The sequence below is a fragment of the Paraburkholderia sp. BL17N1 genome (genome assembly GCF_003634175.1).
Classification (GTDB): domain Bacteria; phylum Pseudomonadota; class Gammaproteobacteria; order Burkholderiales; family Burkholderiaceae; genus Paraburkholderia.
Window position 1 is genome coordinate 210,450 of the sequence record NZ_RBIW01000003.1, and the last position, 14,057, is coordinate 224,506.

The window sequence follows — 14,057 nt, forward strand, 5'->3', positions numbered from 1 at the left end:
GCCGCAACAACCGCTTGCCGGGCGAAGACTTGTCGCGAAGTCTAGCATCGTCGACCTGCCGGGAGGTCCGAGCACCCTCTTGCCGATAGGGTTGAACGACACATCAACGGAAAAAGAAATAACAAAATCATCCGCATAATCAACGACATACGAGTGTCGTGCGCAGACGCTCGCTGCTTTCGGGTTAACACTTACTTGCAAATTGAATTTTGATAGCATTCAATGATTGCTAGGTTACAAAGGTAGTTAAACAAGTGAAATCCGATACAGCCGAGATGGAGGTGGCCATGGCGAGTTCTTCCGACGTAACCCAGGATGCGCAGGACGCGCAGCGAGCGTTTCGAAGCGCTCTTTCAATGTTTGCGACGGGCGTCGCCGTCATCACCGCACCGCGTGCAACTGGCGCGCCGATTGGAATCACCGTCGCGTCGTTCAACTCGGTATCGCTCGATCCTCCGCTGATCCTGTTCTCCGTCGACCGACGCTGCCTGAGTCTTGAAGATCTGCAGCAGACATCGACCTACGCAGTAAACGTCCTGAGCCACCACCAGCAGCATGTGTCGAACCGTTTCTCAAAACCGAACTCTTCGAAGTGGGACGGCATCGAGTTCAGCACGGGCGGCTGCGACGCCAACGTACTCCTGCCTGAGGCGCTCGCGATTTTCGAATGTGAGCCCTACGCGCAGCATGACGGTGGTGATCACGTCATCTTCGTTGGAAGGGTCGTGCGTCACGTTGTCCGAAGTGATAGCGAACCATTGATCTTCTTCGGGGGAAAGTACCGGACGTTGACGGCTGATGATGCCGTCTGCGCGTGACCTTATCAAAGAAACCTACTGGACTAGAGAGAAATGATTAAGAACGGAACAGATCATATTGAGATGCTGCGCGATGGCCGTGAAGTTTACATCGACGGCTCGCGGGTTGCCGATGTCACGACGCACAAGGCTTTCCGGAACTCGGTTCGCAGCTACGCCAACCTCTACGACTACCAGGCCCGTCCGGAGAATGTCGAAAAGATGACGTTCCAACCGGAAGGTGTCGATCGACGGGTAAGTCGGATCTGGCAACTTCCGACGAGCTACCAGGAGCTGGTTGAACGCCGCCACATGTTGGAGGCCTGGACCGAGCAACATTTCGGCTTTATGGGACGCTCGCCTGACCACGTCGCTTCGTGCCTGTCGGGAATGTACATGGGCATCGATGTGTTCGAGAAAGCAGATGCGGCTCGCGCGGGCGCTTTGCGCGACTACTATCGCTACGCCCGGGATAACGATCTATTCCTCACATACGTCATCGTTAATCCGCAAGCCAATCAGTCGAAGGCGGCTCATGAGCAAACGGATAAATACCTTGCGGTAGGAATCGTCGATCAGGACGCTGAAGGCATTACGGTTCGTGGCGCGAAGATGCTGGCGACTAGCGGCATCATGGCCAACGAGGTGTTCTGTAGCTGCATTCAGCCGTTGCGCGAAGGCGATGAGATGTATGCGCTCTCGTTCGTCGTTCCGATGAACACCAAGGGGCTGAAGATCCTGTCACGCAAGTCGTACGAAGAGAACGCGACTTCCGTCTTCGACAACCCCCTTTCGAGCCGGTACGACGAGAACGACGCCGTCCTTTACTTCGACGATGTCAAGGTGCCGTGGGAGCGCATCTTTGTCGCTGGCGACGTTGCTATGTGCGCCAAACAGTTCCACGCAACGCCTGCGCACGTCTACCAGAATTACCAGTGCCAGGTGCGCCTGATGGTGAAGTTGAAATTCCTGCTGGGAATTGCGCTGAAGACCACCGAGGTCAATGGCACGAACAGTTTCCCGCAGGTTCGCGAGATTCTTGGTCAGCTCGCGTCGGAAGCAGGAATGGTCGAGGCGTTCGTGTACGGAATGGAGGCGAAAGGTACCGTGGTGAACGGGTACTACGTTCCCGACCGGAGCATGCTTTACAGCTCGCAGGTCCTCACGCAGCAGCTTTACTCCAAGGTCCTCAATACCATGCGTGAGCTGGCGGGGGGCGGCATGATCATGCTGCCTTCGAGCATTGAAGACTTCAATAACCCGATGCTTGCGGAAATCATCGCGAAAACGCAGAACTCGCCGGTTTGCAGCGCGGAAGACCGCGTCAAGTTTTTCAAACTGGCATGGGATGCAGTCGGGTCGGAATTCGCATCGCGTCATAACCAGTACGAAATGTTCTACGCGGGCGCGACGTTCGTCACTAAAGGACATGCGTTCCGAAGCTACAACTGGAAGGATTGCTCAAATCTTGTCGAGAACATGCTCGGCAGCTATTCGCTCGCCAGCGCGCTAACGAGCGTGCGACGGGCCGCCTGAAAAAGCCCCGATATCACCCCCACGAACTGGAGTACAACATGGCTGTGAATAAGATTCATGACGAGTTCCATAGACTGGACATGAAAGAAGGGTGGCAGTTGCCGGAGGGCTATGACCCGAATTCGGGTGCGCAGGAACTCATCCTCTCCGGTTCGCTTGACACCGCGAACAAGAAAGGCAGCCGCACACGCCTGTTGCGACTGCCCGCTGGGCTCTTCACGAAAAAGCCTTTCGTGCATGACTACTGGGAGGAAGTGTTCCTGGTCGAAGGTGACCTGACCGTCGGCAATGACGAGAAGGGCGAAGGCGGTGAGCCGTTCAAGGGCTATACGTACGCGGTGCGCCCGCCAGGTGCCTGGCATGGTCCGTTCAAGTCGAACGGTGGATGCGTTTTGCTCGAGATTCATTACTACGATCCGGCCTGATCATGAAAGTCAGCATCGCAGAGGCTGGGCGCAAGCTGTCAGACGGAACCCTGACGGCTTTCGGGCTTGCGGAGTCTTGTCTTGAAGCAATCGCTTCGGCCAATGGAGAGGGCGCTCGCGTATTCCCATATGGTCCGAGCCCGACGGCGCGAGACCAGGCGCTTGCCTCTGATCGGCTCCGGCAAGCCGGTGACACCGGTGCCTTGTCGGGAATCCCTATCTCGGTCAAGGACCTCTTCGACGTGGCGGGAGAGGTAACTCGTGCCGGCTCGCAAGTGTTGCCTGATGTGATTGCCGCTCGTGACGCGCAGGCGATTGCGCGCTTGCGTGAAGCCGGTGCTGTCCTGGTGGGGCGAACCAACATGACGGAGTTTGCATATTCCGGGGTTGGCGTAAATCCGCACTACGGTACGCCGCTGAATCCGTTCGACAGAGCCACCGGTCGCATTCCTGGTGGCTCGACCTCGGGCGGTGCCGTGTCGGTCACTGATGGAATGGCGATCGGTGCCATCGGCTCCGACACAGGAGGCTCGTGTCGCATTCCGGCTGCTCTCTGCGGGATCGCAGGATTCAAGCCCACGGCCGGCCGCGTTTCGCTGGAGGGATCCGTGCCGCTCTCCCCAACCTACGATTCGATTGGCTCGCTGGCGAACACCGTTGCCTGTTGCGCGATGCTCGACGCGGTGATGGCGGGTGAAGCTGCCGCGCCGCTTCCGCATGTCGACCTGTCTAAGGTTCGAATAGCGGTTGCTGGCGGCACCGTAGTCGCAAACCTGTCAGAAGACGTGAGTCGCGCTTTCCAGCGTTCGCTCACTGCGTTGTCGGCGACTGGTGCAATATTGATAGACGGGAAGTTTCCCAGTTGGGATCGCATTTCCGGTCTGGGTGCAAACGGTGGGATCGTGGCCGCGGAGGCGAGTAGTTGGCACCGAAGACTTCTCATGGAGCAGGCCGACAGGTATGACCCGCGTGTCCTGTCGCGCATCAGGCTGGCCGAGCAGCAAGAGCCGAAAGACTATCTTGAGTTGCTTCGTCTGCGCAATTCGCTTTGTGCGCTTGCGGATGGCGAGCTGGAAGCGTATGACGCCGTAGTGCTGCCGACGGTGCCGCTGATAGCGCCAAGGCTACGCGATCTTGACAGTGATGAGCAATTCTTCGCTGTCAATCGACTGCTTCTGCGCAACCCGTCAGTTGCGAACGTGCTTGACCTGTGTGCTCTATCGATTCCCTGTCATCGACCCGGCGAGCCGCCCGTGGGCCTGATGCTCATCGGTCGACGTATGTCGGACCGGGCACTCTTGGCTCTGGGACACGCCGTAGAACAGCTTCTCGCACACCCCTGACTGGAAGCCCGTCGTGTCATGCGATGCGCGACGGACCGTTCTGACCAGGCTCAACAAGATTTGCCGGAGAAACTCAAAGTGAAATCCATCAATTTCGAAGTGGTTGGAAAGAATGGCAACGATAGGCGGGAAGTCTCGGTGCATCGCCTGATCGTAGCGGGCTGGACCGGGCGAGATACCGTTGCGATGGAGGCGCACATCAGGGAACTCGAAGAGTTGGGGGTCAAGCGACCCGCAACGACACCGGTCTTCTACCGCATTTCTCTGGACCGCCTCACGACCGCCGACGCCATCGAAGTGAGTGGGTCGGCCAGCAGCGGCGAGGCGGAGTTCATTCTCATCAAGGACAGTGGCGAGGTCTTCGTCGGCATTGCGTCTGACCATACTGACCGCGAGGTCGAGACCTACGGTGTGACCGTCTCCAAGCAAATGTGCGAGAAACCTTGCGGAGCTACTCTGTGGCGCCTGACTGATGTTCAGGACCATTGGGACGAACTGATCCTACGTTCCTACGCTACGATCGATGGGAAACGCGTGCTGTATCAGGAGGGCCCGGTTACTACAATGCATGCGCCCCGCGATCTCATGAGCAGGTACAACGCGAGCGGTGCAGAATTTGAAGACGGCTGCGCGATGTTGGGCGGTACCCTAGCTGCAATTGGTGGTATTCGACCGGCTCAACGTTTTGAAGTCGAGCTGGAAGACCCTGTATTGAAACGAAAGCTTCACCACGGGTACGAGGTTTCTGAACTGGCGATTAACGGCTAGCGTCGGGACCGACATTGTCCAACCGATTCAAAAATTCTCTCGATCAAACATGCCCACATTGAAACGGTGCGTCGAGCTCTACATTCTGGCCAAGGATGGAAATCGGCCGCACCTGATGGCCGATGCGTTTATCGCGGAATCGGAACTGGAGATGACTGTCAGGACAAACGACATCTCCTTTCCGTCAGCGACGCAAGGACTTGGCGCGATCACGAAGATCATGATCAGCGACTTTGCCCAGCGCTACGAGAACGTCTATACGTTCTGCCTGGGGGAACCGGATCCGGAAGACACGGACTTCTCCTGTGACTGGCTGGTTTGCATGACGGAGAAGAAGTCCGGCGCGGCTCGTCTTGGCTACGGTCAGTACCGCTGGGAGAAACGTGCAGCGTTGCTGACGAAGCTCACCATCACGATCGACGAAATGCTGGTCCTTGAAAAGGAAACGGCAGCGCCGCTTCTGGAATGGGCGAAAAAACTTCCCTATCCGTGGTGCTCCTTCGATGCGATGAAGTCCCGCGCTCCAGATGTGAGCGATCTGACGCGCATATTGGAGGCACTTCGGTAATGACGTCCATGCAGCGTGGACTTACACGCGACTCTGTCGATGCGGCGGCCCGGATGTAGAGATTCTCCGAAGGGATGAATAGCTGCTTCAATGCCGGCGCATCGTCTGCCGCTTTGAAGTTGATAGTCTGGTTGCCCCCGGAAGCCCGCGTCACGCCACTCAGTCTCCTCACCAAAGCGCCACCATTACCCGTTAGGCCCAGCTGAGCCGTCACCCCCGGGCCGTCGCCGGGGTGCACACACCCCGCCCGGACGTTACACGGTGTGCCGTCGCGCGCCTGTCCTCTTCCTGTCAATCACTGTTTCCGATTCGCCAGTGACGCCCGGGTTGATAACGTCAGCTCGGGGCAGCCCCGCTTACTCCTGGTACGCGGGGCACCAATGACGCTATATGAAATCGATGTTGAGATTTGAAGCCCAAAAAGGAGTAGGTCGATCGCCACCCAGGGTTTTTCATAACTTGTTGCGACTATTTTTGACACCTTCTAATATCAGCTAAGTAACCAAGCTACGTACAAAAGCGTATTCGCTGCCTTGACGTGGTTCGTGCGCACCGGGATCAACTTTTAAACCATTGTCTAAAGGGACAACCATGTCTAAACGTACGTTGACTTTGACGCTTGCCGCCTTGCTCACCATGGCAGTGCAGGCTTCGACGGCTCAAGCCGCGGGAGCGACCGATGGCGCCGTCACCATTGGTGTGTTGACGGACATGTCCTCGATCTTTGCGGACATAGGTGGCAAGGGTTCGGTCGTTGCTGCACAGATGGCCGCCGACGACTTTGGTGGAAAGGTGCTGGGTGTACCGATCCGCGTGATCAGTGCGGACCATCAGAACAAGACGGACGTGGCGGCCACGATCGCCAGAGACTGGTTTGACAATCAACACGTGGATATGGTGCAGGACCTCCTCCCTTCGTCTGTCGCGCTTGCCGTGTCTAACGTCGCGCGAGCCAAGCATCGAATCGCCATTGCAAGCGGCGCGGGTACTACGCGACTCAGCAACGAGGATTGCTCGCCATACACCGTTCAGTACTCGTACGACACGTACAGCTTCACTCACAGTCTCGTCAAATCGATGGTGCAGGCAGGGGACAATTCGTGGTACTTCCTGACCGTCGACTACGCGCTAGGAGCGTCGCTCGAAAAGGATGCGACTGCAGCACTGCTATCGAATAACGGGAAGCTGGTAGGAAAGGTAAAGCACCCGATCAATTCGCCAGACCTGTCGTCTTTCCTGTTGCAGGCGCAGGCCTCAAAAGCGCAGGTCATCGGCCTGGCTGATGCTGGCGCCGACACGGTGAATGCTATCAAGACGGCGCGTGAATTTGGTATCACGGGTCCAGGCAAGCAAAAACTTGCGGCGCTGCACATGTTCATTAGTGACGTGAATAGTGTCGGCCTGCCTGCAGCACAAGGGATGCTGCTGACCACGCCGTTCTACTGGGACAGAGATGATGCAAGCCGTGCATGGTCGCAGCGGTTCTTTGCCAAAACCGGACGCATGCCGACGCTGATCCAGGCGGGCGTTTATTCGTCAACGACGCATTACCTCAAGGCCGTGCAGGCAGCGGGAACCGACGAGGCCGACCCCGTGATGGCGAAAATGAAGGCGACGCCTGTCAACGATTTCTTCGCGAAAAACGGAACCATCCGCGAAGACGGGCTGATGGTTCATGACATGTATGTCGTCGAGGTAAAGAGCCCCCAGCAGTCGAAGAAGCCGTGGGATTACTACACCGTTAAACAGGTCATCGCCGGGAAGGATGCGTTCGCTCCTATCTCAGCGAGCCGTTGTCCGGCTATCGCGAAAAAGTAGCGCTCTGTTTTCGACGCTCGTGCTGCGCGTTGGTCGGACGGGCGTCCCGGTGCGATGGGAGAAGTGAGGCAGCACGTTCAGCATCTTTACGCTGGCGCTTGTCTCTTTCCTTGATCGAGCCATCTTGATTCACCGGACAGGCCCCAGTCGGCAGACTTCTTCGGCGCGCCTGAGGCAATCGTGCAACACCGTGGTATTTGTTCGAGGCGGAAAATGGTAGCTGATAATTTTATTCTGGAGACACGTGGTTTAACGCGTGTATTCGCCGGGTTCACCGCAGTGAAATCTGTTGATCTTCGTGTGCGTCGTGGGAGCATCCATTCGCTGATCGGGCCTAACGGTGCGGGAAAGACCACCTGCTTCAATCTGCTGACGAAATTTCTCGCTCCGACCGCCGGAAAGATCATCTTTTCGGGCGAAGACATCACGCGTGCAGCGCCCGCTGCGATCGCGCGCCGGGGAGTTATCAGGTCATTTCAGATTTCGGCAATCTACCCTAACTTGACAGCCGCCGAGAACGTGGGGATCGCGCTGCAGCGCGCGACGAAGTCTTCATATTTGTTCTGGAAAAACTCGCGCGTGCTTGCAGGCCTTCGACCCCGAGCGATTGAGCTCCTGGACGAGGTCGGTCTCGCCGCAGACGCTGACACTCGCGCTGCAGAGCTTCCCTACGGAAGCAAGCGTGCGCTCGAAATTGCAACGACGCTTGCGATGGATCCTGCGCTGATGCTTCTGGATGAGCCCACGCAGGGCATGGGACATGAAGACATCGACCGGGTGACCTCGCTCATCAAGCGGGTGGCGGAAGGTCGAACGATTCTCATGGTCGAGCACAACATGAAAATCATCTCCAGCATCTCCGACACCATTACGGTCCTTCAGCGGGGCGAGATACTCGCAGAGGGGAACTACGCTCAGGTGTCCACCGACGCGCGGGTAAAGGAAGCTTATATGGGAGCCGACGATGAGTCAGGCAATTCTTGAACGGGTCTCACCAGCCGCAACGAGCAGCGACAGCAACGATGCGCTGCGCGTCACGGGTCTTCACGCTTTCTACGGTGAGTCGCACATCTTGCATGGTATCGATCTGGTCGCGAAAAAGGGAGAAGTCGTCACGCTCCTGGGGCGCAACGGATCGGGACGAAGCACCACCCTGAAAGCGATCATGGGACTAACCGACTCGCGGCGTGGAAGCGTGCGCATCGGCGGTTGCGAGGTAATCGCGCTTCCTCCACAAAAAGTCGCCCGCCTCGGAGTTGGATTTTGTCCGGAGGAGCGGGGCATTTTCTCGAGCCTGTCTTGCGAGGAAAACCTGCTGTTACCACCTTTGCTGCCAGGGTCGAAAGACGGCCGGATGTCCCTGGGCGAGATCTATCACCTCTTTCCTAATCTTGCCGAGCGACGAAAGAGTCAGGGGACGCGCCTGTCCGGCGGGGAGCAACAGATGCTTGCGATAGCGCGGATTCTGAGAACTGGCGCAAACCTCCTCCTGCTCGACGAGATCTCCGAGGGTCTGGCTCCCGTCATCGTCCAGACGCTCGCGCGGATGATCCGGCTGCTCAAATCGCGCGGCTTTACGATTGTTCTGGTCGAACAGAATTTTGCGTTCGCCGCGCCGCTCGCAGACCGGTTCTATGTGATGGAACACGGCAACATTGTCGAGCAGTTCGAAGCTGCACGTTTGCCAGAGAAGCGGGCGGCCCTGCAAAGCTTGCTGAACATCTGAACGGAGCCCGATCGTGGAACTCTTTGGAATGCCGGCGAATGCCCTTCTTGGCCAGTTGATGATTGGCTTAATGAATGGGTCGTTCTATGCCATCTTGAGCCTGGGGCTGACTATCATTTTTGGCCTGCTCAACGTCATCAATTTTAGCCATGGAGCATTTTTTATGCTCGGGGCCCTCTTCGCATGGATGGGCACCAACTATCTGGGTTTGAACTACTGGGCGATGTTGCTGGTAGCGCCAATCCTGGCGGGTTTCTGCGGCGTAGCTGTCGAACGGTCGCTATTGCGGCGGATCTACAAGCTGGATCATCTCTACGGTTTTCTCCTGACGCTCGGCGTTACCTTGATTATCGAGTCACTGTGCAAGTCGTCCTACGGTGTGTCGGGGATGACGTACCCAGCGCCCGAGAATCTGGCCCGACCCGTCGATCTTGGTTTCATGATGCTGCCGGCTTACAGAGTATGGGTCATTGTCGCATCGCTGTCGGTTTGTGGCGTGGCATGGTGGGCCGTCGAGCGTACGAAACTTGGTGCGTTACTTCGCGCGGCGACCGAGAACCCGCGTCTTGTTACATCGTTTGGTGTGAACGTCCCATCGCTCGTCTCATCGACCTATGGCGTCGGCGTCGCACTCGCTGCGCTCGCTGGGGTGTTAGCGGCTCCCGTTATGCAGGTATCTCCGCTGATGGGGCAGAGCGTCATCATCACGGTATTCGCGATCGTTGTGATTGGCGGTATGGGATCGATCGTTGGTTCGGTTCTGACCAGTTTGGCGATTGGCGTGATTGAGAGCCTGACCAGGATCTTCTATCCGGAAGCGTCCGCGACGGTAGTTTTTGTCGTCATGGCAATAGTTCTGCTGGTCCGTCCTGCTGGACTCTTCGGTAAAACAAAGTGAGGCAATGATGCGAAACTGGCTAATATTCGGAGCAATCGCGCTTGGGCTGGCGATCGCCCCTTTGCTCGGAGCGTATCCGGTCTTCCTGATGAAGCTCATGTGCTTTGCGCTATTTGCATGCTCGCTTAATCTGGTGCTTGGCTACGTCGGCCTGCTGTCATTCGGACACGCCGCCTTCTTCGGCACCGCTGCCTATACAGCGGGCATCATGTTGCGTGACTTCGGCTTGCACCCTGAAGCTGCACTGGTCGCTGGCACCCTCATCGGAGCCGCCATCGGGTTCCTTTTCGGCATACTCGCGATCCGCAGGAAAGGGATCTACTTTGCAATGGTGACGTTGGCTCTTGCGCAAATGGTCTACTTCTATTTTGTGCAGGCATCGTTCTCCGGGGGTGAAGACGGACTTCAGGGGGTGCCGCGAGGCTCCCTGTTCGGGCTTGTTTCCCTGGATAGCGACGTAACGCTCTACTACGTCATTCTTGCCCTCACATTGGCTGTGTTCCTTTTCATCAACAGGGTAATCGACTCGCCTTTCGGCCGCGTGGTCCGTGCGCTGCATGAAAACGAAGCCCGGACCATTTCGCTTGGGTACGACGTGGACCGTCTGAAACTCGTTGCGTTCGCGTTGTCCGCCGCGATCGCCGGACTGGCAGGCGCGATGAAGACGCTGGTGCTTGGCTTCGCTACCCTGGCGGATCTGCACTGGACACTTTCCGGTACCGCAATCCTGATGGCGTTACTTGGAGGGCTGGGAACGCGGCTCGGTCCGGTGGCGGGCGCAGTGATAGTGGTAAGTATCGAAACAAAGCTCGCGACTCTTGGAAACTGGCTCGCGGACATGACTCACGTATCCCAGTTCTCGCAGTTGGGAGAGTCAGTCAATCTGGTTACCGGCGTCCTTTTCGTTTGCTGCGTCGTGCTGTTTCGACGCGGGATCGTCGGTGAGGTAGAGCAAAGATTGATCACTTTAGCGAAAGGGCATGACGCTAAAGCTGTCAAGAAGCGAGCAATCGCTCAGGCGTCGCCCTGATTTCAACCCGACCGGTACTTGCCGCCTTTGATCGCTAACGGAACCGGGGAGGTAGGCAGGCGCCGCAGACAGGATCGTTCTCTCGGACCTGTTTTTGATCGATTATTGATACGGTGCGACATCGATCCGGCCGCCGTCCGCCTCCGAGGCTTGAAGAAGTTAACGTCTGCATCGAACCTGTCATCGATGTCGCCAAGTGTACCCGATGCTCAGGTCGATATTACGCAGGCTGTAGGGCCGGCATAGCGTGTTCCCCTCGTGCGCGAGCGGTGAAAATCTAACCACCTTGGAGCTCACTTCCTGAAAACGAACCTGGTTTGTTTGATTAATTATTCCGAGTAGAACGGGAAGATACAGCAGAAGTGATCCTGCGATATAAGGCACACGTTTTCATACTGGGTGTTTTAGCAATAAGCGCTGGCAAATTTTTGATATCAACTGAGATCCGACGTAGCGCAAGCCAAGCGTGGCCCAGGCTGTTCGGCAAATTGGAGATTCCAATGGTCCACATACGAGTACAGTTTTTACTCTTTTGCGCATTCGCATTGAGTGCTCTCAGCGGCTGCGGAAACGGCAGCAGCGACCTGACCGGCCAGCCGGTGGCGGCGCTTAGCTGTGACCAATCCATAGCGTCACAGTTCAAGCCGGACGCCCAAACCAAAGTGATCCTGGTCAAGCACTTGAACAAAGGTGATCCTCTTCCGCAGCTGTACGTCGAGGACACGGTTCCGTCCCCGCAAGCCATGTGTGTTGTTAAGCTCATGGTGGGACCCGGGAACCCCGGGCCCGCCGGAGCGCCATCGACGTCGCCTGGGATAGGGATGGAGATCTGGTTGCCCGAAAAGGCGGCATGGACGGGTCGCCTTGTGTCAATGGGCAACGGCGGATGGGCAGGGTCCGCTGAAGGTGACCCGACTCAGTTTTCGCACCAAAGCGCCTCGGATGACTACAGATCACTTGCGCAAGTCGCCTCGGAGGAAAGCGTCGTGACGGTTGGCAGCGACGCGGGCCATAATGGTCTGCTGCCTGGCCAGATCGACGCTTCAGGCAATGCGAGCTTCGCGATGAACCCCGACGGAACGCTCAATGCGACGTTGTGGAACGACTTCGCCCAGCGCGCGAATTACCAGCAAACATTGATGGCGAAAGCGCTTGCGCGGGCTTACTACGGTAAAGATCCGCAATATACCTATTGGGATGGCGGATCAACTGGAGGCAGGCAAGGGCTCAAACAGGCGCAACTGCACCCCGAGGAATACGACGGCATCGTCGCTGGTTACCCTGCGATCAACTGGACGCGGTTCATGGTGGGACAGACCTATCCAAGCATCGTCGTGGCGCAGGACCTCGGAGGGCATCCAGTCTCTTCTGCGCAGAGCGACTCTGTGGCACAGGCTGCGATGAACGCCTGCGACGTGGTGGGAGGGCAGCATCTGGGGTACATGCTCGACCCCTCGATGTGCAAGTATGATCCTACTAAAGACGTGAACGTGCTCTGTGTCTCGGATGGCGGCAAGAACGCTACGGCATCCTGCGTAACCAAGTTACAGGCAACTGCGATGAACAAGTTCTGGTACGGGATGACTGCAGACGGAAGCGTGCCAGATCCTGCGGTCGATTCGGGCTGGGGCGTGGAGCCTGGTCCCAATCAGCGCTGGTTTGGTTCTTCGCGGTCCCTCTCTCCGGGTTTGTCGGGCGATACTTTTTCCATTTTCAATCACTTCCTGGCGCTCGCTCTCCAGAACTCGGCCATGTCGGATCCGACGTTTGTGAATGCCACCGGCAATGGTCAGAATCTGTACAAGCAGCTCAGCTATGCGCAGTTAAACAACGCCTTTGATCGTGGTGTTGCGCTCAACAACACAGCCTTCGCCGAAATCAATACTGACGACCCCGACCTCTCAGCGTTCAAGGCGCGGGGCGGAAAGTTGATCCACTGGCAAGGCATGGATGACAATAACTTTCCCGTTCAGGGATCGATCAACTACTACTCGCATGTGCTTTCGAAAATGGGTGGAATTGACGCGGTTCAGAGTTTCTACCGATTTTCCGAACTTGCTGGTAACGGACACGGCTACCCCGCTTTTGGCTATGCGCCGACTCCGGCCCGGGGCCAGATGCTGCATGCTATGTTCGACTGGGTCGAAAAAGGCATTCCGCCAGACGGCCTCGTGCTGAAGACCGGCGTACCGGGAACACTGACCGGATGTACCTTCAGCACCGCATGCGGCGGACCGGTGCAAAAGAGTCTGCCACTATGCTTCTACCCAAAGAAGGCTACCTTCGTCGCCGGCGATCCTAATACCGCCGCCAGTTATAGCTGCCAGTGAGTAGTTGACGACGCCGATGAGATCCGACGCTGGCCAGCAGGCGGAATGCGACGAGCAGGGTCGGGTGTCGGCGCCGAAGAAAATTCAAGCCATCCATACCGGGCCGCGAGATTAACCAGTGGATCTGGCACCGCTGTTTGACCACTTCATGGCGCCCGCGGCCGGCGCAGCAAGGCCGGGCCGACGCGTAAATTCTCGACTGCCTGGGTTGGAACTCGTTCCAATAGCGCTCGCGCCGCGCGGTGCGGTAGCGATCGCACACGCGTGAAGGATACGGGCGTGCGCAGACCAGGCGTGGAGAGCTATGAAGGCAAGACACCCCCGCTGGGCGGCCACCCCGCGGCGTGCATCTAGAGCGCTTTCCCACGGATACCGTTAAAGTCAAGCGCGATTGCGCGGTTCCTGAACGCCATCGACATTCCCATCGCCGATGCCCAAAAATGCGCCTACCTGATGACGATACACTTCCAAAGAAGGCCGGTCGCCAACTTTGAAGGGCTCGATTGGGCCACTGTCTACCGCTATCGCGGACTGGCGGGCAATGAAAACGCTGGTGCTCGGTTTCGCGACCTTGGCGGAGTTCCGTTGGTCCCGATCGGGAACGGAAATTCTGATGGCCTTGGTCGGTGGCGTCAGCGCGCGATTTGGCCCAGTGGTTCAGGCGGTTCTTACTGCCCTGTTGAATAGCAACGCTACAATGAAGACGTGCGCGCGATTCCAGGCGTGAAGGACGGTGCAGGGTCAGCGATTGACAGTAAGTAGAAGTGGTGACGATGATAGGGATGTTCGACGTTTGTCAGCGTCGCATTGTACGAAAG

General features: G+C 57.4%; 12 protein-coding genes. All 12 read left to right on the forward strand.

Features of this window, described 5'->3' with window-relative positions; all coding sequences use genetic code 11:
• Nucleotides 1-287 precede the first annotated feature (287 nt).
• The gene (locus B0G82_RS36725) at nucleotides 288-818 is read left to right on the forward strand and encodes a flavin reductase family protein (protein WP_199730243.1); all 531 of its coding nucleotides are present in this window, start codon (nucleotides 288-290) and stop codon (nucleotides 816-818) included.
• A gap of 33 nt (nucleotides 819-851) precedes the next feature.
• Nucleotides 852-2,333, forward strand: coding sequence for a 4-hydroxyphenylacetate 3-hydroxylase N-terminal domain-containing protein (locus B0G82_RS36730; protein ID WP_121311217.1), 1,482 nt, complete (start codon nucleotides 852-854; stop codon nucleotides 2,331-2,333).
• A gap of 38 nt (nucleotides 2,334-2,371) precedes the next feature.
• Nucleotides 2,372-2,758: a cupin gene (locus B0G82_RS36735; RefSeq protein WP_121311218.1), complete on the forward strand. Its 387-nt coding sequence runs from the start codon at nucleotides 2,372-2,374 to the stop codon at nucleotides 2,756-2,758.
• Between the two features lie 2 nt (nucleotides 2,759-2,760).
• Nucleotides 2,761-4,101 carry an amidase gene (locus B0G82_RS36740; protein ID WP_121311219.1) on the forward strand — a complete coding sequence of 447 codons (1,341 nt, stop codon included), beginning with the start codon at nucleotides 2,761-2,763 and terminating at the stop codon, nucleotides 4,099-4,101.
• A 78-nt stretch (nucleotides 4,102-4,179) separates the two neighbouring features.
• On the forward strand, nucleotides 4,180-4,869 hold the full coding sequence (locus tag B0G82_RS36745; RefSeq protein ID WP_121311538.1) for a DUF2848 domain-containing protein: 690 nt from the start codon (nucleotides 4,180-4,182) through the stop codon (nucleotides 4,867-4,869).
• Between the two features lie 49 nt (nucleotides 4,870-4,918).
• Entirely contained in the window at nucleotides 4,919-5,437 is a 519-nt protein-coding gene (locus B0G82_RS36750; protein ID WP_121311220.1) for a hypothetical protein, read from the forward strand.
• A gap of 591 nt (nucleotides 5,438-6,028) precedes the next feature.
• A complete protein-coding gene (locus tag B0G82_RS36755) occupies nucleotides 6,029-7,255 on the forward strand; it encodes an ABC transporter substrate-binding protein (protein ID WP_121311221.1) in 1,227 nt (408 codons plus the stop codon).
• Nucleotides 7,256-7,468: 213 nt separating this feature from the next.
• Complete coding sequence (locus B0G82_RS36760; protein ID WP_121311222.1) at nucleotides 7,469-8,239, forward strand: ABC transporter ATP-binding protein; 771 nt, start codon at nucleotides 7,469-7,471, stop codon at nucleotides 8,237-8,239.
• Nucleotides 8,220-8,981 (forward strand): ABC transporter ATP-binding protein, encoded by a 762-nt coding sequence (locus B0G82_RS36765; RefSeq protein ID WP_121311223.1) that lies wholly within the window; start codon nucleotides 8,220-8,222, stop codon nucleotides 8,979-8,981. The genes B0G82_RS36760 and B0G82_RS36765 overlap by 20 nt, the downstream gene beginning before the upstream one ends.
• A gap of 13 nt (nucleotides 8,982-8,994) precedes the next feature.
• Nucleotides 8,995-9,879: a branched-chain amino acid ABC transporter permease gene (locus B0G82_RS36770; RefSeq protein ID WP_121311224.1), complete on the forward strand. Its 885-nt coding sequence runs from the start codon at nucleotides 8,995-8,997 to the stop codon at nucleotides 9,877-9,879.
• Between the two features lie 4 nt (nucleotides 9,880-9,883).
• On the forward strand, nucleotides 9,884-10,909 hold the full coding sequence (locus B0G82_RS36775; protein ID WP_166799499.1) for a branched-chain amino acid ABC transporter permease: 1,026 nt from the start codon (nucleotides 9,884-9,886) through the stop codon (nucleotides 10,907-10,909).
• Nucleotides 10,910-11,409: 500 nt separating this feature from the next.
• Nucleotides 11,410-13,239 carry a tannase/feruloyl esterase family alpha/beta hydrolase gene (locus tag B0G82_RS36780; protein WP_121311226.1) on the forward strand — a complete coding sequence of 610 codons (1,830 nt, stop codon included), beginning with the start codon at nucleotides 11,410-11,412 and terminating at the stop codon, nucleotides 13,237-13,239.
• The last annotated feature ends 818 nt before the right edge of the window (nucleotides 13,240-14,057 follow it).

Coding starts and splice junctions, on each gene's coding strand:
- B0G82_RS36730 (WP_121311217.1), top strand. CDS start 852: ATGATTAAGAACGGAACAGATCATATTGAGATGCTGCGCGATGGCCGT.
- B0G82_RS36775 (WP_166799499.1), top strand. CDS start 9,884: ATGATGCGAAACTGGCTAATATTCGGAGCAATCGCGCTTGGGCTGGCG.
- B0G82_RS36765 (WP_121311223.1), top strand. CDS start 8,220: ATGAGTCAGGCAATTCTTGAACGGGTCTCACCAGCCGCAACGAGCAGC.
- B0G82_RS36725 (WP_199730243.1), top strand. CDS start 288: ATGGCGAGTTCTTCCGACGTAACCCAGGATGCGCAGGACGCGCAGCGA.
- B0G82_RS36750 (WP_121311220.1), top strand. CDS start 4,919: ATGCCCACATTGAAACGGTGCGTCGAGCTCTACATTCTGGCCAAGGAT.
- B0G82_RS36755 (WP_121311221.1), top strand. CDS start 6,029: ATGTCTAAACGTACGTTGACTTTGACGCTTGCCGCCTTGCTCACCATG.
- B0G82_RS36760 (WP_121311222.1), top strand. CDS start 7,469: ATGGTAGCTGATAATTTTATTCTGGAGACACGTGGTTTAACGCGTGTA.
- B0G82_RS36735 (WP_121311218.1), top strand. CDS start 2,372: ATGGCTGTGAATAAGATTCATGACGAGTTCCATAGACTGGACATGAAA.
- B0G82_RS36780 (WP_121311226.1), top strand. CDS start 11,410: ATGGTCCACATACGAGTACAGTTTTTACTCTTTTGCGCATTCGCATTG.
- B0G82_RS36740 (WP_121311219.1), top strand. CDS start 2,761: ATGAAAGTCAGCATCGCAGAGGCTGGGCGCAAGCTGTCAGACGGAACC.